Raw genomic sequence first — 16,078 nt, 5'->3', positions numbered from 1 at the left:
AATGAATTTTATTTGTTCTCTGCTGTTCTCTATAATTTGGCTGTTTTGCAGCGCTCCCGCTCAAGCAGAAACCCTGGCAGAACGAGTCGCCGCTTTTCCTGACTGGCAGAGCAAACCCACGGTACAAACCGCCGAAGGAGACTTAGCTTATCCCGCGTGGCTAGCCGGAACTTGGCGCGTCAAGAGTACGCTGGTTGATTTAGTGGCACCCCTTCCCGGTTTAACAACGCCCGGATTTGAGAGCAATCGTGACTATCTCAATCAGCCGATCGAGTTCGATGTGCGATTTGTGCGGCAGAAATCGGTTAAGACTGCGATCGCGAGTATCTTAAAATCGCTGCAATCCAAGTCAGGTGAGACAGAAGTGGTTGCCGATCGCGCCTTCAACGGCTTGAATTTAGCCAAAGCTTATCTGGGCGATCGAGCAGTTCTCGCCGTCAAAGTCGATCCGAGTTCTCCCAATCGGCAGATCACTTTGCTGCGAGGCGATCGTCAGCTTGTTTCGATCGTCAACGCCAGAGCGGTTGAAACGCCTGCTGCTGACCAATTCATCACCACAGAAATCTTTCAGCAAGTCTTTCGGGGCGCGTCTCAGCCTTATCTCAATCAGGTTGAAACGACTACGGCTTATAAACGAGGGTCTGCGATCGAGGCAAACCAGATCACAGCAGTTTATCTCTCTCCGCAAGACCCCGACTATTTCAAGGCAGGAGAAACGCCCGTTGCCCTTTATCGCTATCGTCTAGAATTTCTTCCGGCAGACGATCCAAACAGTCTCAGTGATTCTAGGCAATAATTTCGACGGTGCCTGTATCGAGGTCATAGCGTCCGCCAACTATCTTAAGTTTCTGGTTTTCTACAAGACTAGCTAGAGGCTCAGACACACTCATCTTTTCTACAACCAGTTGCACATTGGCTCGAACTGCATTGTCTAACAAGTCGCCCGACTTGCCCTTAGCCTGTTCCACAGCAGGTTGAATGGCTTTCACCAATGAGTCAATGTGAGCCGCCACCTTCCCGCCCTTGACGGCTGCTGTAACTGCGCCGCATCGCTCATGCCCCAACACCATCACAAGCGGAACGTTTAAATTTTGAGCCGCATACTCGATGCTGCCTAAAACAGCGTTATCTAAAATATTTCCAGCGACTCGAACGACAAATAGGTCGCCAAGCCCCTGATCAAACACCAGTTCGGGGGGCACGCGCGAGTCAGCACAACTCAGAATAACGGCAAAGGGAGTTTGTCCGTTTGCTACTTCTAACAGGCGTTTCTGATCGGCGTGTGGGTAAGACAACTTGTGCAATACATAGCGCTGATTGCCTTTGACTAATAGCTTGAGCGCTTGGTCTGCGGAGATTGTTATCGCACTCTCAGTTAGCGTGGCAGCCAGGGACTGACTGGGAATCAGCAAATTAGTCGTTAGCCCAGCAGCGATCGCACCTGTTCCGACAGATAAAAAAGTTCTTCTAGAAAACTTGGCTGAGAATCGATCGATCGTCATGGCAGTATCTCAATTAATAAGGCTTCTTATCAACCCATAGTTCTATAAAATCTATGAGTTTTCCATTAATCAAACAAGCTTCTTAGAATTTCATGGCTATGGCTGCGAGAAATATTTATAAAGCAGTGAAGCAAGTTAAAAAAGATTACACTAACCCTTGAGTGAGTAAACTTTATTGTCTTTGACTGTCATCACAGAACCAGTTTTGTTAGGGTCATTGAATGAAATGGTGATAGTTCACACTTGAATATGAATCATTATTGTGAACAATGGATTTCTGATTGGTGCCAAGAAAACGGCTGGACAGATTGGTTTAAGGAGCGATCGAGCTATTGGGCATTTCCTCCTAACGCAGTCATGCCTGTCCCCATTCCAACAAAAGTGTTAAGAGCCATCAAAGCTGAGAGAGGGCTTACCACCAGCGAACGGTTGTGGGGTCTATCTGCCATGGTCGGCACGATCGTTGCCGCCGCTTCGGGCTACTTCTTGGAGTCACCCATGCCGATCGTGTTGGCATTTGGCTTTTGCGCGATCGTCGTTGCCCACTTAGAAGACGAAGAAGATTAGCGTCTATAAAATTTTGGACATACAAAAAAGGTAGCCAATGATGTCTACCTTTTTTATTCAAAACTTGCCTTTAGCTGTCGTCGATCGTCGTTGCCGAAACCTCGACAGCATCGACATCGATCGTGCCCACAGGCGTTAGCCGCTTAAAGCGCCCTTGCTCAACCTGCACCGCTTCTCCGCAGTTAGGGCACTGAATCTCTGCCCCATTAAAACCCGTAAACTCATAGCGACAGACTGGGCAAGCATCCTGCACGATATTTTTCTGAAGCCACCAGCGAAAGCCCAAAAACGCGACCACTGGCGCAAGCAGCAATAGTGCCAGCAGCACAAAAAACGACTTCACCAACCAGCCCAGCCCCAATGCCGCGAGCAGCCACGCAAACCCAATAATGGTTAAAATGCGTCCAAAGCCAGTAATACTTAATTGAAGATTGTTGAGGCTGTTCTGGTTCACAGCAAACTCCTATAAACTCAAAGATACGATCGGTCTACTTCAATCTAATCAGAGACTGTCAACTTTAGTAGACGGCTTTCTCTACCCAAACCAGGTTTGATTTCCGATCTAAATTCGCTATTAATCAAGAATAAGTGATCTTACAGAGTTGCTAACCAATATTCGCTAAACTTTAATGAGTCGAGAGATTCAGAGTTTTAGGTTGGCACTTAGCCCCGTTAAAGGGCAAAGTAGGGAAGATATGCCATGACGCAAGCAAAACCACGATTTAGAACGTTTGAGGAATATTTGAACTATGACGACGGCAGCGATCGGCGTTATGAGTTGGTTGATGGAGAATTAGTTGAAATGGCTCCAGAGAACCCTCTCAATGCAATGATTGCAAGATTTCTGCTGGTGTACTTCATTCAGATGGGAATCTCGATCGAGCGGGTAGGAGACAAGCAGCAAATCGCGGTCATCTCTGCTAAGGCAACGGCGCGAGAACCTGATCTAACCGTTCACTCTGAAGCATCAGCCGCCGCAATCTTGACCCAAAAACAGGCGTTGCTTGGTTTAGATATGCCAGTTCCAACGCTGGTAATCGAAGTCGTTTCACCCGGAAAACCAGGCAGCGAAAACTATGACCGCGACTATATAGAGAAACCAAAGGGTATGCAGGGCGAGGCATTCCTGAATTTTGGCGGATTGACCCAGACAGAGCAGCAGTAGCCGTGCTGACCCTCAGAGATGGCGCTTATCAATCTCATGAGTTTCGGGGTAGTGAGCGAGTTGACTCGCCCACCTTCCCAGATCTGCAATTGACGGCTGAACTGATTTTGAGGGCGGGGAGATAGCACGATCGTTGAGCAAACCCTAAAATCAATTGTCTAGATCTGAATTTGTAAGTTGCGGTGTCGCAGTTGAGGTAACGATGTCAAATCACGTTTTTTTAGCCGGGGCGAGTCAGGGAGTCGGGCGAGAAATTCTCAAGGGGTTGCTTGCCCAAGACACATCAGTCAAAGCGTTCTTGAGATCAGAATTGATCGCGACTGAATTGCAGACAATGGGTGTTGAAACGGCGATCGGAGATGCCCTCAATCTCGAACAAATTGAGCAAGCAATGGCAGGAAGCCCGATCGACCTCGTGATCAGCACGATCGGAGGCAAACCCCAAGATGGAGAACGCTCCGACTACACAGGCAACAAAAACTTGATTGACGCTGCCGTCAAAGCTGGGGTGAAGCGATTCATTCTAGTCACCTCGATCGGCAGTGGTGAGAGTGTCGCCGCTCTGCCGCTCCAGGCATTTGAGGCTTTAAAAGAAGTGTTGGCAGAAAAAGAAAAAGCCGAACAGCATTTAATTGCCAGTGGCTTAACCTACACGATCATTCGTCCAGGCGGTTTGAAATCTGAACCCGCGACTGGGAATGGCGTTCTGACCGAAGATCCTAAAATTGCGGGCACCATTCATCGTGCCGATGTTGCTGACTTGGTTTGTCGTTGTTTGAAGAGCGATCGCACGAATAACAAGATTTTTTCGGCGGTCGATCGCACCATGACCTACAGCGATGCGACCTTTGAGGAATTCGCAGTTTAACAATCTGCTCAAGAGTCGGTTCAAAATCCTGCGTCAGTTGTCGCGGCTGACTGTGGTCAAGTCCACCAGAAAATTGTTATTGCTCATCGTCAGCCGCAGATCGGCAAACCAGCCCGTCGAGCTAGATTCAACCTGCACTCGCGATCGCACAGGTTCCTCTCGCCCAGCCCCATTCTTCGGTTCCGACTGAGACTTGTGAACCCGGACGCACATTGCCTTGTCCTAAATCCACCAGCGAAATTGCAGTGGCTCCCTGGAATGATCCTCGGTAGATAGGCTGTCCTTGTTCATTGTTGCGATCGAACGTCAGTGGCGAGACCTGCGTTGGCTGTCCCGATCGCGTCCAGGTAATTTGTGTAAAGCGACCATTCCGAAATTGTGCATCATAGTTCCAGCCGTTGACTTTAACTCCAGTGCAGGAAAACTGTTGAGCCGCAGTTGGCTGTTGAGTGGCATTTGGCTGTTGAGTGGCATTTGGCTGTTGAGCCACATTTGTCTGTGTGGGAGAGCAACCTGCACTAGTAACCATCAGGCTAATTCCAGCCAAGCCAGCGGCGATCGCTTGGGTCATCTTGTCCGTCATCAATAGTTTCCCGAAGTAAGTTATTTTGAATCCAAAGTTAGTTCTTGCTGTGATTTAGATAAGTCAATCTGTGATACAGCTTTCGTCCCTTTCAAGAGATTTTGCAGAGATAACTGAAATGACTTGCCATATACAATAGAGCAAGAAAATATGAAACTAATAGGATGAGAAATACCGCCTTTTGCCACTTTCGCCTGAACCAGATTGCCCGGATACTTTTACTTTACATTGGCGCTAATGAATGACACTAAGGATCGTGGATTAAATAACCTGTAAAAGTCCTCTGATTTGTCATCGCCGAGGCTTTTGCCCCCTAAATCCCCCACGAGTGAGGGACTTTGAAACCAGAGTCTTAGCTCAAAGTCCCCCAGAATGGGGGATTTAGGGGGCTGAAGCCGACCCAAACGCAGCGACAAAGAGTGGTGTACACCGTAGCTCCTTAGGGAGATGGCGAGAAGTTACACCTTAATAAATCCACGTTCCTAAGCAAATTTTAATCAATTTCCTGGCTCACAGCGAAAGTGCTCTGAAGAACACTGAATCAGAATTTCAGTCCATTTCAATGGACTTTGGCTATTAGCCCAGAACTTGAGTTCCGGGTGAGCTTTCGGGTCAACAAGCAAAACTGAATTACAATCCCTTGCTCAAGATTTGAAGGGTTTAACCCACCCATCACTCATCGCCCGATCGAGCACTACACGAGCCACCGCAAATAATAAAATACTTTCTAGTGCCAGCACGACAAACGGCAACAAACTCCCTTGAGTCATCACGCCGACATCAATTTGTGCCAACCCGCGCACCAGCCCAAATGCCAAGACTGCTCCTGATTTGAGGTGCGAGTTTTGGTCTTGCCGAACTACGTAGCGATAAGTGATGCCAAACAACACACCCGCGATCGCCGCGATCGCGCCACTCAACAAAAAACTCACCCCGACCGCAGACACTTGCAGCCCTACCAGCGGCTCAAACCGAGTCGCTAAGATCAGCCGATTGATTAAAGATGCGCCACAAAAAGCGATCGCCACCGACAGAGAAGCAACCATTCCAGCTTTGATTGACTCGATCCGCTCTGCCAACGTCATGTCACCATTCATCATGCAATTCCCAAACCCAAAGTAAAGCTATCACGCCTTTGAATTATGATAATGATTAGCATCCTTTCGTAATGTTTTTACTATCGAAGCTATGGATATTTTGACTTTGGGCTGGGTTTCAATGCTGGCAGTGTTTACATTCTCAATTTCAATGGTGATCTGGGGTCGTAACGGCTTCTAACTAAGGCATGGGGGCATTGTGGAATCAACAGCATTTAGCGTTCTCGTAGTCGTCGCATTTGTGTTGCTGATTAGCGTCACAGGTGGAATTGCCTACCTGACTTTGAATGATTGGCGCGACCGACGACGGCAAGAAAAAGCCAGAGGGAAATAAGATCTCTCCTTTAAACTAATCAAAGGCTCCAGATAGAACTCTTCTCATAGAGTCTTATCTGGAGCCTTTGAGCGTTATAATTCACCTTTCTCGAAAACCAGACTTTTTAAGATTCGCTGCGGGTCAAGCTAAAGCCAGGAGAGAGTTCCTCGCCGTAGCCTTCTTCACCGTGTTCGCTGATATCGACACCCTGAAGCTCGACATCAGGATGGACTCGCAGCCCGATCGTGGCATCGAGCGCTTTAAGAATCACAAAGGTTCCAGCCCCAGCGATGATGACGGTGATCACGATCGCAATTAACTGAGTCACCAACTGACCCGGATTGCCGTAGAACAGACCGTCGCCACCTGCCGAGTTGACTAACTTGGTCGCAAAAATCCCTGTCAAAATTGCACCCGTGATTCCGCCAATCCCGTGAACCGGAAAGGTGTCTAAAGAGTCGTCAAATTGCAGCCTTGCTTTCAAGCTGATGGCAAAGAAGCAAGCCGTTGCCGTAATTGCACCAATCAAGATTGCACTCACTGGAGTCACAAATCCTGCCGCAGGCGTAATGCCTACCAGCCCTGCAACTGCACCTGTTGCAATGCCAACCGCCGTCGGTTTGCCGCGCAGCACCCATTCTAAAATTACCCACATCAGAGCCGCCGCAGCAGCAGACGTGTTGGTGGCAACAAATGCCACGGTTGCTAGAGAGCCAGAAGCTAACGCGCTTCCAGCGTTAAAGCCAAACCAGCCAAACCACAGTAAACCTGCACCCAACAGGATAAAAGGAACGTTGTGAGGCGCAGCAGGCTGGTTTGGATAGGTTTTGCGAGGACCAATCACCCAAGCCGCTACCAGTGCCGAAACTCCAGAGCTAATATGCACGACGGTGCCGCCCGCAAAGTCTAAAGCACCGATGCCGCCATATAAGCCTAGGAATCCGCCCTTTGCCCAAACCATGTGAGCAAAAATTGGGTAAAGAATCGATGACCACAGAACGATGAACCAGAAGTAAGCCTTGAAGCTAATGCGCTCGACGATCGCCCCAGAGATCAGCGCCGGGGTGATGATGGCGAACATCGCCTGGTAAATCATAAAGGTTTGGTGAGGAATCGTAGCCGCGTAAGACACGACTGCATCCGGTTGAGTGCCTTTCAAGTAGTCGGTAGTCTCTAGCCCAACCCCGTTTAAGAACAGCCACTGCAAGCCGCCAATAAATGAATTTCCCGGTGCAAATGCGAGGCTATAGCCCCACAAAATCCAGGAGGTGCCCACAATGCCCATGAGGATGAAGCTCATCATCATGGTGTTGAGGACGTTGCGCGTTCTGACAAAGCCGCCATAGAAAAACGCCAGCCCAGGAGTCATCAACAGCACGAGGGCTGCCGAGATCAGCATGAATGCCGTGTCTCCCGAAACTTGGGCTGCTGCCGCTGCATCTGTTGCTGCTTTGATCGGATCATCAGCAGCCAAGGCACTTGAAATCAAAGGACCATTCAGCAGTGCTAGCGCTGCCAGCCCCGTCATTAAGATTTTATTCAACACTGAACTTTCAACCCTCAACGCCAAGAACTCAGATTCGGCTATCAACCGAACCTGATTGGTATCATTGAATTCCACAGTTTTACACCATTTAGTTCTGTATAGCGGAATACCTTTTTATTTTTATTAATTGACTGTTGCATTCTTTGTTGCTACGAAAGCATGAGTTTAATTGAGAAATTTTATGGTTTGCCCATTTAAGTAAAATTTTGAATCAGCCAAAAAAAGGAGGGAGGTTAAAGCCCGATCGTGCCTCAACCTCCCTCCTTTTAATCTGAAAGAGAAACCTTATGGATATGGGTTAGTTGCACTTGAGATACCGCTAGTTACGCCACTGGTTCCACTAGACGAAAGTCCTGAAGCTTCCTTCACAAAACCCGCATAAGCTTCCATGCCGTGTTCTGAAATGTCTAAACCCTCAAACTCTTCTTCAGCACTGACGCGAATTCCTAATGTTGACTTGAGAGCGAGCCAGAAAATGCTAGACAGCAGAACGGTAGCCCCGCCCACAGAAATTGTCCCTAAAACCTGTAGCCAAAGCTGACTAATTCCCCCGCCAAACAATAGCCCTGCTGCGGGTGCGGGTGCTGCCCCAAACTGTCCTGCTTGACTAAACAAACCAAGCGCCAAGGTGCCCCAAACCCCATTAACCAGGTGAACAGACACCGCCCCAACCGGATCGTCGATGTGTATTTTGTCAAAAAAGCCCACTGCAAACACAACTAAAATGCCGCCGATCGTGCCAATAATCGCCGCTGAGGTGACACTGACAAAGGCACAGGAAGCCGTAATCGCAACCAACCCTGCCAACAATCCATTGATGATCATTGAGAGGTCAGGCTTACCCAAAACTACCCAGGCAGTGATGGTGGCAGCCAGCGCCCCAAATGCGCCAGCGGTGTTGGTAGTCAACGCAATGTGAGCAATCAGTGAGCCGTTGCCTACGCCCATTGTGGAGCCAGGGTTAAAGCCAAACCAGCCCAACCACAAAATCAGCGCCCCCAGCGTCGCAATGCTCATGTTGTGAGCAGGCAATGCATTCGCAGAGCCATCGGCGTTATATTTGCCGATTCTGGGCCCGAGAAAGGCGGCTCCCATCAGGGCAGCCCAGCCACCGACCGCATGAACGACCGTCGAGCCTGCAAAGTCATAAAATCCTGCATCTGCCAGCCAACCGCCGCCCCAGATCCAGTGCCCGGTGATTGGGTAAGCGATGCCGACTAGCAGCAGACTGAAGATCAAAAAGTCAAAGAATTTGATGCGCTCTGCAACCGCACCTGACACGATCGTGGCTGCTGTTCCGGCAAACACTAGCTGAAAGAAAAACTTTGCACCGAGCGGAACGCCCGTCCAATTGAGGGCCGAGAAAATGCCCTGATAGGCATCTCCGATCGCCGGACTATTGTCTGCCCCTGAAAGAAAAAATCCGCCACTGACCCCCAAAAAGTTATTGCTGTTGCTAAACATTAGCCCAAAGCCGAGTGCCCAAAACGCAACCGTTGAGAGCGCAAAGACAACCAGGTTTTTTGACAGCACATTGACTGCGTTTTTCTGGCGACACATCCCCGTTTCGAGCATACAAAAACCAGCATTCATGAAGAACACTAGCATTGCGGCGATCATCACCCACATAGTATCGATGCCAACTTTCAACTCGGCGGTTGCCTGAGAGACACTTTCTAACGTCGGGGGGGTTTGAGTCATTCCTGCATAGCTCCACCCCAGCACGATCGTCAGTGCGAGTGGAATGCAAGCTTGCCAACTGGGTGTCAAACGTTTGGCATACCAACTTGGAGAGAACCATTTAGAAGATCGACTGAATAATTGACGTTGCTTCAGGGCAGGCTGAACTTTTTTGAGCGTTGCTCGGTGCATCATGACAAGGTTCTGTAGGTGAGTGGACGGACGAATAAGAAAGTTTTTCAGAATGAATCAAATACTGAAGGACTTCCAGGTTCTAATTTGTCTTGCTTGTTACAGTTTTTGGTCTACATGATTACGATTTTGAAGACTGATCATTGGCTTTTCCCAATTGTTTGAGAGACTACGATTGTTTGAGAGACTAAGATCGGGCTGCTTCATTCGCGCTAGAAATAAGTTGACAAATTCGCTTTTAGCAGTATTCTTGTACTATCTCTGCTTCATCACTCCTTAAGTAATGCCTCCACTGACCTCCGGGGGCATTTTTTTTATGATTTGACGGTTTAAGATAAAAAAATGAGTGAAAAGAGTGAAAGTTTCAAAATTGTTAGCGACAACCGCCATGCGCGCTTCCAGTACGAGATTCTGGAAACCTATGAAGCTGGCATTGAGTTAGTCGGAACCGAGGTCAAATCGATTCGAGAAGGCAAGGTCAACCTCAGAGATGGCTTTGCCTTGATTCGAGATGGAGAGGTGATGCTGCTCAACGTCCATATTTCTCCGCATCGAACCGCTAGCCAGTTTTTTAACCACGATCCCCGTCGGACTCGCAAGCTTTTACTGCATCGGGCAGAGATCCGCAAGTTGCTTGGCAGAGTAGAGCAGCAAGGCTTAACGCTGGTGCCGCTCAAGATGTATATGAAGCGGGGCTGGGTAAAGGTCGATATCGGGTTGGCGCGAGGCAAAAAGCTCTACGACAAGCGAGAAGATATCAAGAAGCGTGACGATCAGCGAGACATGCAGCGGGCGTTGAAGAACTACTAATGCGGGTAACACGAGATTTTTCAGTCAGGCATTCCTTCTTCAGTTAATGCAGCGATCGTAGGAGTCGAGTCGATCTCCCAAGGGTCTGCGATCGCCGATGGTTTAAATTCTGGTTCTGAATGTACTGTTGCCTGATCGGAAACCAGCATCGCTGCGATCGCAGGTGGGGCGGTAGCGGTGGAGTCTTGCAGTTCTGTAGGTTGCTCTGATTTGGCTGGGTGGCGATAGCGGGAGACACCAAAAATAACTCCACCTGTCAACATCACAAACACAGCGATCGCAAGCAGACTTTGCATGATAAACCTCTTCAGCTCTAGCCAGTGTCACCATTCTGACATTTCCTCAGCTTGATGGAGCTACCCAAAACAAGGAGACGACTTACCTTGATAAGTCGCCCCTTCACCTCTTATTTTTTAGCTGGCGTGAATGGTTGAAGCCGCCTCTAGTTGGGAAGAGGTGCGATCGTGAAGTCTCTCGACCTAGTGAGGTGAGCAGCTAACTAGATGCAGCACGTCATCACGAACGACACTGTGACCAGCAAGATCCTAGACCAAATAAGCCAGAAATCCAATCATGGCAAGCCGTCCGTTCCAGAGTTCAGTTTGAGGAATCCAGCCAAACAGAAACGCATTGCGGTCTTTGCCGTTGTATTCAGTAGAGACGGGGGGTAAGTCAGTACTAGAGCGCGTTTCCATTGTTAAGTTCCTAGAACGCTTTATATCTTGAATGTTAGTTACCTTTTTTAGAGTTGCTGTCTATGTACAGAGGTAATCTTAAACCAATTCCTAACAGGGAAAAGATCACTAATTCTGAGTTTTAAATATGCTTACTTCATAATCACCAAAGCCGTTGGTTTATTCAGGGTAGAAAGTAGAGAAATAAAAGGTAACTTAAAATACAAACTGTTAAGGTGTTTTGTATTTGTTAGTTGCGACGAGTGGATCTCGCCCCGACCAACAAGAACATATCTTGATTGAGGGGCTTGATGAGCCGGAATGTTAGCAGCATTGAACTCTGGAAGAAAAGCGTTTACCTACACGAATTATGACCTTCAATCGTGTCTTTATACACCAAAAATCTTCTTTCTCTAGATAGATGAATCATTCATAAAAAGCAACCTAGTATTGTGAATATCAGTTGTTAATCGTGGTTTAAGAACAAGTTTTGTTGACGTTTTGTTAGCTACTTATCAGACTTCCATTCCGAAATCTGCGAAGGTTTCTAATAAGGCTCTCAGTTATCTTCTCTATACTTCGCGGCATCAGACCTGCCACCAGTAAAGGGACAAGGTATTTAGTTTTGTAAAGTTTAACACAATAATTAGGTGGCACTGTATGGATTTTTTAACGAGAACTATCAAGTTTCCTGCATCGATCGACGATGGCTCGATCGCTCAATTCCATCACCAAACCGAGTTGGCGCTTCAGGCGGATGCTGATGTCGTGCTAATCGATTTTAGCCGAGTAGAATTCACGAGCAGCCCCGGATTGATGGCTTTAGTAATGAGTTATAAGCGAGTCCGTGAGGCAAACAAGCGACTCTTTCTCTGCTCGGTGAGTGAGCAGGTCAGAATGCTATTGGAACTGACCGGAATGAATGAGGTTTTTGAGGTTCTCCCCAGATCTGAGGAGACAGACAGCCCTGCGATCGCTCTAGCTGCATAACAGAGTATTTGTGAATGTGATAGATCTGCATACGGACACGGCAGTGCCATGTCCGTACGGTAGGGGCACGAGATGCCGTGCCCTTTTACCGCAGTCTATTTTGACAAAAACTCGCGGATGTATTGATTGACGAGCTGTGGCTGTTCTTGTTGCACCCAGTGGCTACAGTTGGGAATGTATTTGATCTGAAAGTCTCGTACGTAAGCTTCTGTGCCGTAGGTCAATTCTTTACCTAGAGCGGTGTCACTTTCGCCCCAAATCATTAGAGTCGGAACGTCTAACACGCTCCAGTCTTGGCTTGTCAGCCCTTGCTTGAAGATATTGCGGTAATAGTTGAGGGCTGCTGTCAATGCGCCGCGCTTGGCAAACGCATCCTTATAGGCATCAATATCTTGTTGAGTAAAAGCGGCTTTATTGACTGCCATTCCTAAAAATGCAGATTCTAGAGCCTTGTAGTCACCGAGTTGAATCAGCACTTCTGGCACGATCGGAAGCTGAAACAAAAACATATAGGAACTGCGAAGCAACTGCTGAGGTGTGCGAAGCCCTTCGGCAAACTTTGCGGGATGGGGCAAGTTGAGAATGATCAGTTTTTCGACCAGATTGGGATAGGCGTAGGCAAAGTTCCAAGCGATCGCGCCGCCCCAATCATGCCCGACTAGAACGCAGCGATCGTATCCCAATTCCTCAATCACGCCTTTCACATCTGCTACAAACTCAGCCATCACATAGGCTTCTTTGTCGGCAGGTTTGTCGCTGTCGTTGTAGCCGCGGAGGTCGATCGCAACCACTTTGTGATCTTTGGCAAATTCGGGAATCTGCTTGCGCCAGGAATACCAAAATTCAGGAAATCCATGCAGCATCAGCATTAGTGGCCCTTCACCCTGGGTCACATAATGCAAGTTAATGCCATTGGTGTGAATGCACTCGTGTTGCCAAGTTTCTTCCATGAGAAGTGCGTAATAGGGACTAGATGAAGTTTAGCGACTAATCCCAATTAGCTCCCCCGTCTTAAGCCATAACTGGAGTCACAGGATACTGCTCTAAAACATGTTTGAGATATTGCCCTGTGTAGGAAGCGGGATTTTTTGCCACCTCTTCAGGGGTGCCGATCGCCACAATTTCGCCGCCCAAATTGCCGCCTTCAGGGCCTAGATCAATAATCCAGTCTGAGCAGCGAATCACATCCATGTTGTGTTCAATCACAAGCACAGAGTTGCCTTTGTCTACTAGCCGTTGCACCACGTCTAGCAGTTTGTGAACGTCGTAGAACGATAAACCTGTCGTCGGCTCGTCAATCAGGTAGAGGGTTTTGCCCGTAGCGCGGCGAGAGAGTTCGGTTGCCAGTTTGACTCGTTGAGCTTCGCCGCCAGAGAGCGTTGGGGCAGTTTGTCCGAGTCGCATATAGCCTAAACCAACATCGGCTAAGGTTTGCAGCCGAGCCGACGCTTGCGGAATGTTTTTAAAGAACTCTGCCGCTTCTTCGACGGTCATCGCTAAAACATCAGCGATCGACTTGCTTTTAAACTTGACTTGCAAGGTGTCTCGGTTATATCTTGCCCCTTTGCAGACCTCGCACTGCACATAGACATCGGGCAAGAAGTTCATCTCAATCACGTTCACGCCCTGACCACTGCAAGCTTCACAGCGTCCGCCTTTGACGTTAAACGAAAACTGTCCCGGTTTATAGCCTCTGGCTTTTGCCTCGATCGTCCCGGTAAAAATATCTCGAATCACGTCAAAAACGCCCGTGTAGGTCGCAGGATTTGATCGCGGAGTGCGCCCGATCGGGGATTGGTCAATCACGATCGCTTTATCGAGTCCGTTTAGCCCTTCGACGGGCTGCATCTCTCTCGGCTGCGGAATTTTTTGCCCAAAGTGATGCTGAATCGCGGGATAGAGTAGCTCATTGATCAGCGTCGATTTACCAGAACCCGAAACCCCCGTAATAGAAACCAGCTTACCTAGCGGAATATCGACATCAATATCTTTTAAGTTATTGCGGGCAGCACTGCGAATCTTCAGCGATCGCCCGTTTCCTTCTCGGCGATCGGCAGGTGTATGAATGCTTTTCCGTTTAGATAGGTAGGCTCCAGTCAACGATTCTTCAGTGTTAAGCAGCGTTTCTAAGTCGCCCTGAGACACAATTCGTCCACCGTGAACGCCCGCACCGGGGCCAATATCCACCAAATAATCAGCCGCTCGAATCGTTTCTTCATCGTGTTCGACCACGATCAGCGTGTTGCCCAGATCGCGCAGTTTGGTGAGTGTGTTGAGCAGACGAGTGTTATCACGCTGGTGCAGCCCGATACTGGGTTCGTCTAGAACGTAGAGTACCCCAGTTAACCCTGCGCCGATTTGAGTAGCCAGACGAATGCGTTGCGCTTCGCCGCCTGAGAGCGTCATGGCAGTACGATCGATCGTCAAATAGTCCAATCCCACATCGAGCAGGAATTGCAGCCGCGCTTTGATTTCTCGCAGCACGAGATCACCGATCTGAGCTTGACGATCGGTCAACTTTAAACTGTTGACTCGATGCAGACAGTCACGAATCGAAACGCTCGTTAAATCAGTGATCCGAAACTGTCCGAGCCGCACGGCAATGGCTTCTGGCTTAAGTCGTTTGCCCTGACAGTCGTCGCAAGGCTGATCGATCAAATATTGTTCTAACTTTTGCTTATAGAGGTCAGAAGAACTTTCTTGATATTGCCGTTCTAATAGTGGCAAAGCCCCTTCATAGCGGCGGTTATAGCCTTTGCTTTCTCGATAGCGAGAGTCTGCCTCGATCCAAATTGGGTCTTTAGAGCCGTGCAGCAAGACCTGCTGATGCTCAGGGGCGAGTTTTTCCCACGGGGTCTGAATGTCAAACTTAAAGGCATCTGCTACGCTGCAAATCAGCGACAGATAGTAGGTGTTGTCTTTGTCTGACCAAGGCGCGATCGCGGCATATACAGGCAATTTCGGATTCGGGATCACCAGATCGGGCGAGAACTTGCGGTGACTGCCCAAGCCGTGACAGTTGGGACACGCGCCATAAGGTGAGTTAAACGAAAACAGACGCGGCGATAGCTCCTCCATGACTGCGCCGTGTTCAGGACAGGCGAAGTTTTCTGAAAAGACGAGTTCGGTAGGGTGATCCGGTTTTTGCTCCTCGGTTTGATAGGCTCCTCCTTTTTCAGCCGCTTTGAGACTTTGTTGTGATTTGATATCGACGACGTTGCTCGGTTCCTCTTTCATCAAGTCGATGATGGCGATGCCGTTGGAGTGCTTTAAGCAGGTTGTGAGCGAATCGACGAGGCGTTCTTCAATGCCTTCTTTTTTGACGAGCCGATCGACCACAATTTCGATCGTGTGCAGTTGATTTTTGTCTAGCTCGATCGAGTCGCTTAACTCTCGCACTTCTCCATCGACTCGAATTCGCACAAATCCTTCAGCGCTGAGGCTAGAAATCGTTTTGCGATGGGTGCCTTTTTTGCCGCGCACTACTGGAGCCAACACTTGAAATCGAGTCCGATCTAGCAATTCCATGACGCGATCGACCATCTGATCGACGGTTTGCGGTGTAATCGAACGATCGCAGTGAGGACAGTGCGGCTCTCCAGCGCGTCCGTAAAGCAGTCGCAAATAGTCGTAGATTTCGGTGACAGTGCCGACGGTCGATCGCGGGTTGTGAGAGGTGGACTTTTGATCGATCGAAATCGCGGGGCTGAGTCCTTCGATCGCATCGACATCAGGTTTATCGACCTGTCCCAAAAATTGCCGCGCGTAAGCACTTAGCGATTCTACATAGCGCCGTTGCCCCTCTGCAAAAATGGTGTCAAACGCCAGCGATGACTTGCCAGAACCCGACACGCCCGTGAAGACAATTAGACGATCACGAGGCAACTCTATGTCAATATTTTTTAAATTATGCTGTCTGGCACCTCGCACCCGAATCGTATTCAGGGATGCCGGGCTTGAGGGTTTGGCGATCGAGTCTAAGTCGTCACTTAGAGTCTTCACGTCGGGGCTGTTAGATTTGCTGACACGCTTTGGCATTGAGGACGCGATGAAATAGTCCTTAATGATTCTATCGCTCCAGCTAGCAA

The 16,078-nt window shown here is 48.8% G+C and carries 19 protein-coding genes; 9 read left to right on the top strand and 10 right to left on the bottom strand.

All coding sequences use genetic code 11. The features are described 5' to 3' along the window. Position 1 precedes the first annotated feature (1 nt). The gene (locus tag BRW63_RS01615; RefSeq protein WP_073069146.1) at positions 2–796 is read left to right on the top strand and encodes a DUF6816 family protein; all 795 of its coding nucleotides are present in this window, start codon (positions 2–4) and stop codon (positions 794–796) included. On the opposite strand, the gene BRW63_RS01610 is transcribed toward BRW63_RS01615, so the two are convergent. Next, complete coding sequence (locus tag BRW63_RS01610; RefSeq protein ID WP_073069145.1) at positions 786–1,502, bottom strand: carbonic anhydrase; 717 nt, start codon at positions 1,500–1,502, stop codon at positions 786–788. The two genes, BRW63_RS01615 and BRW63_RS01610, sit on opposite strands and share 11 nt — an antisense overlap. Before the next feature lie 249 nt (positions 1,503–1,751). Between BRW63_RS01610 and BRW63_RS01605 the strand changes: the two genes are divergently transcribed. Beyond that, the gene (locus BRW63_RS01605; RefSeq protein WP_073069144.1) at positions 1,752–2,069 is read left to right on the top strand and encodes a slr1957 family protein; all 318 of its coding nucleotides are present in this window, start codon (positions 1,752–1,754) and stop codon (positions 2,067–2,069) included. Positions 2,070–2,139: 70 nt separating this feature from the next. Here BRW63_RS01605 and BRW63_RS01600 read toward each other — a convergent pair whose 3' ends face one another. Continuing rightward, on the bottom strand, positions 2,140–2,523 hold the full coding sequence (locus BRW63_RS01600; RefSeq protein WP_073069143.1) for a hypothetical protein: 384 nt from the start codon (positions 2,521–2,523) through the stop codon (positions 2,140–2,142). Positions 2,524–2,769: 246 nt separating this feature from the next. Here BRW63_RS01600 and BRW63_RS01595 point away from each other — a divergent pair, with 246 nt between their 5' ends. The 3 genes from BRW63_RS01595 (at position 2,770) to BRW63_RS01590 (ending at position 4,102) form a co-directional block, all read left to right on the top strand. Continuing rightward, positions 2,770–3,234 carry a Uma2 family endonuclease gene (locus BRW63_RS01595; RefSeq protein ID WP_317615777.1) on the top strand — a complete coding sequence of 155 codons (465 nt, stop codon included), beginning with the start codon at positions 2,770–2,772 and terminating at the stop codon, positions 3,232–3,234. Positions 3,235–3,236: 2 nt separating this feature from the next. Continuing rightward, complete coding sequence (locus tag BRW63_RS29760; protein WP_342352994.1) at positions 3,237–3,359, top strand: hypothetical protein; 123 nt, start codon at positions 3,237–3,239, stop codon at positions 3,357–3,359. Between the two features lie 77 nt (positions 3,360–3,436). Further along, positions 3,437–4,102, top strand: coding sequence for an SDR family oxidoreductase (locus BRW63_RS01590; RefSeq protein WP_073069142.1), 666 nt, complete (start codon positions 3,437–3,439; stop codon positions 4,100–4,102). 127 nt (positions 4,103–4,229) lie between these two features. Here BRW63_RS01590 and BRW63_RS01585 read toward each other — a convergent pair whose 3' ends face one another. Next, positions 4,230–4,685 (bottom strand): hypothetical protein, encoded by a 456-nt coding sequence (locus tag BRW63_RS01585; RefSeq protein WP_073069141.1) that lies wholly within the window; start codon positions 4,683–4,685, stop codon positions 4,230–4,232. A 644-nt stretch (positions 4,686–5,329) separates the two neighbouring features. After that, positions 5,330–5,785 carry a hypothetical protein gene (locus tag BRW63_RS01580; protein ID WP_219898279.1) on the bottom strand — a complete coding sequence of 152 codons (456 nt, stop codon included), beginning with the start codon at positions 5,783–5,785 and terminating at the stop codon, positions 5,330–5,332. Positions 5,786–5,873: 88 nt separating this feature from the next. Between BRW63_RS01580 and petN the strand changes: the two genes are divergently transcribed. Together petN and BRW63_RS29405 are read left to right on the top strand one after the other, a co-directional pair. Beyond that, a complete protein-coding gene (petN, locus tag BRW63_RS01575; RefSeq protein ID WP_073069140.1) occupies positions 5,874–5,963 on the top strand; it encodes a cytochrome b6-f complex subunit PetN in 90 nt (29 codons plus the stop codon). A gap of 18 nt (positions 5,964–5,981) precedes the next feature. Further along, positions 5,982–6,116: a hypothetical protein gene (locus tag BRW63_RS29405; RefSeq protein WP_262983509.1), complete on the top strand. Its 135-nt coding sequence runs from the start codon at positions 5,982–5,984 to the stop codon at positions 6,114–6,116. A 106-nt stretch (positions 6,117–6,222) separates the two neighbouring features. Here the strand turns inward: BRW63_RS29405 and BRW63_RS01570 are convergent, their stop codons facing one another. Then, positions 6,223–7,719, bottom strand: coding sequence for an ammonium transporter (locus tag BRW63_RS01570; protein ID WP_244913141.1), 1,497 nt, complete (start codon positions 7,717–7,719; stop codon positions 6,223–6,225). A 210-nt stretch (positions 7,720–7,929) separates the two neighbouring features. Beyond that, positions 7,930–9,519, bottom strand: coding sequence for an ammonium transporter (locus tag BRW63_RS01565; RefSeq protein WP_219898277.1), 1,590 nt, complete (start codon positions 9,517–9,519; stop codon positions 7,930–7,932). A 339-nt stretch (positions 9,520–9,858) separates the two neighbouring features. Here BRW63_RS01565 and smpB point away from each other — a divergent pair, with 339 nt between their 5' ends. Next, positions 9,859–10,326, top strand: a complete 468-nt coding sequence (smpB, locus tag BRW63_RS01560) for an SsrA-binding protein SmpB (protein ID WP_073069139.1) — start codon at positions 9,859–9,861, stop codon at positions 10,324–10,326. A 20-nt stretch (positions 10,327–10,346) separates the two neighbouring features. Here smpB and BRW63_RS01555 read toward each other — a convergent pair whose 3' ends face one another. Together BRW63_RS01555 and BRW63_RS01550 are read right to left on the bottom strand one after the other, a co-directional pair. Beyond that, the gene (locus tag BRW63_RS01555; protein WP_073069138.1) at positions 10,347–10,622 is read right to left on the bottom strand and encodes a hypothetical protein; all 276 of its coding nucleotides are present in this window, start codon (positions 10,620–10,622) and stop codon (positions 10,347–10,349) included. Positions 10,623–10,871: 249 nt separating this feature from the next. Beyond that, positions 10,872–11,021, bottom strand: a complete 150-nt coding sequence (locus BRW63_RS01550; RefSeq protein ID WP_073069137.1) for a chlorophyll a/b-binding protein — start codon at positions 11,019–11,021, stop codon at positions 10,872–10,874. 639 nt (positions 11,022–11,660) lie between these two features. Between BRW63_RS01550 and BRW63_RS01545 the strand changes: the two genes are divergently transcribed. Continuing rightward, positions 11,661–11,990 (top strand): STAS domain-containing protein, encoded by a 330-nt coding sequence (locus BRW63_RS01545; RefSeq protein ID WP_073069136.1) that lies wholly within the window; start codon positions 11,661–11,663, stop codon positions 11,988–11,990. A gap of 95 nt (positions 11,991–12,085) precedes the next feature. Here BRW63_RS01545 and BRW63_RS01540 read toward each other — a convergent pair whose 3' ends face one another. Together BRW63_RS01540 and uvrA are read right to left on the bottom strand one after the other, a co-directional pair. Continuing rightward, positions 12,086–12,940 carry an alpha/beta fold hydrolase gene (locus BRW63_RS01540; RefSeq protein ID WP_073069135.1) on the bottom strand — a complete coding sequence of 285 codons (855 nt, stop codon included), beginning with the start codon at positions 12,938–12,940 and terminating at the stop codon, positions 12,086–12,088. Between the two features lie 61 nt (positions 12,941–13,001). Beyond that, complete coding sequence (gene uvrA / locus BRW63_RS01535) at positions 13,002–16,028, bottom strand: excinuclease ABC subunit UvrA (protein ID WP_083582615.1); 3,027 nt, start codon at positions 16,026–16,028, stop codon at positions 13,002–13,004. Positions 16,029–16,078 lie beyond the last annotated feature (50 nt).

This window comes from Phormidesmis priestleyi ULC007 (assembly GCF_001895925.1).
GTDB lineage: Bacteria > Cyanobacteriota > Cyanobacteriia > Leptolyngbyales > Leptolyngbyaceae > Phormidesmis_A > Phormidesmis_A priestleyi_A.
This window is presented reverse-complemented; position numbering and strand designations above follow the sequence as displayed.

Coding starts and splice junctions, on each gene's coding strand:
- BRW63_RS01615 (WP_073069146.1), top strand. CDS start 2: ATGAATTTTATTTGTTCTCTGCTGTTCTCTATAATTTGGCTGTTTTGC.
- BRW63_RS01610 (WP_073069145.1), bottom strand. CDS start 1,502: ATGACGATCGATCGATTCTCAGCCAAGTTTTCTAGAAGAACTTTTTTA.
- BRW63_RS01605 (WP_073069144.1), top strand. CDS start 1,752: ATGAATCATTATTGTGAACAATGGATTTCTGATTGGTGCCAAGAAAAC.
- BRW63_RS01595 (WP_317615777.1), top strand. CDS start 2,770: ATGACGCAAGCAAAACCACGATTTAGAACGTTTGAGGAATATTTGAAC.
- BRW63_RS01590 (WP_073069142.1), top strand. CDS start 3,437: ATGTCAAATCACGTTTTTTTAGCCGGGGCGAGTCAGGGAGTCGGGCGA.
- BRW63_RS01585 (WP_073069141.1), bottom strand. CDS start 4,685: ATGACGGACAAGATGACCCAAGCGATCGCCGCTGGCTTGGCTGGAATT.
- BRW63_RS01580 (WP_219898279.1), bottom strand. CDS start 5,785: ATGATGAATGGTGACATGACGTTGGCAGAGCGGATCGAGTCAATCAAA.
- petN (WP_073069140.1), top strand. CDS start 5,874: ATGGATATTTTGACTTTGGGCTGGGTTTCAATGCTGGCAGTGTTTACA.
- BRW63_RS01565 (WP_219898277.1), bottom strand. CDS start 9,519: ATGATGCACCGAGCAACGCTCAAAAAAGTTCAGCCTGCCCTGAAGCAA.
- smpB (WP_073069139.1), top strand. CDS start 9,859: ATGAGTGAAAAGAGTGAAAGTTTCAAAATTGTTAGCGACAACCGCCAT.
- BRW63_RS01555 (WP_073069138.1), bottom strand. CDS start 10,622: ATGCAAAGTCTGCTTGCGATCGCTGTGTTTGTGATGTTGACAGGTGGA.
- BRW63_RS01550 (WP_073069137.1), bottom strand. CDS start 11,021: ATGGAAACGCGCTCTAGTACTGACTTACCCCCCGTCTCTACTGAATAC.
- BRW63_RS01545 (WP_073069136.1), top strand. CDS start 11,661: ATGGATTTTTTAACGAGAACTATCAAGTTTCCTGCATCGATCGACGAT.
- BRW63_RS01540 (WP_073069135.1), bottom strand. CDS start 12,940: ATGGAAGAAACTTGGCAACACGAGTGCATTCACACCAATGGCATTAAC.
- uvrA (WP_083582615.1), bottom strand. CDS start 16,028: ATGCCAAAGCGTGTCAGCAAATCTAACAGCCCCGACGTGAAGACTCTA.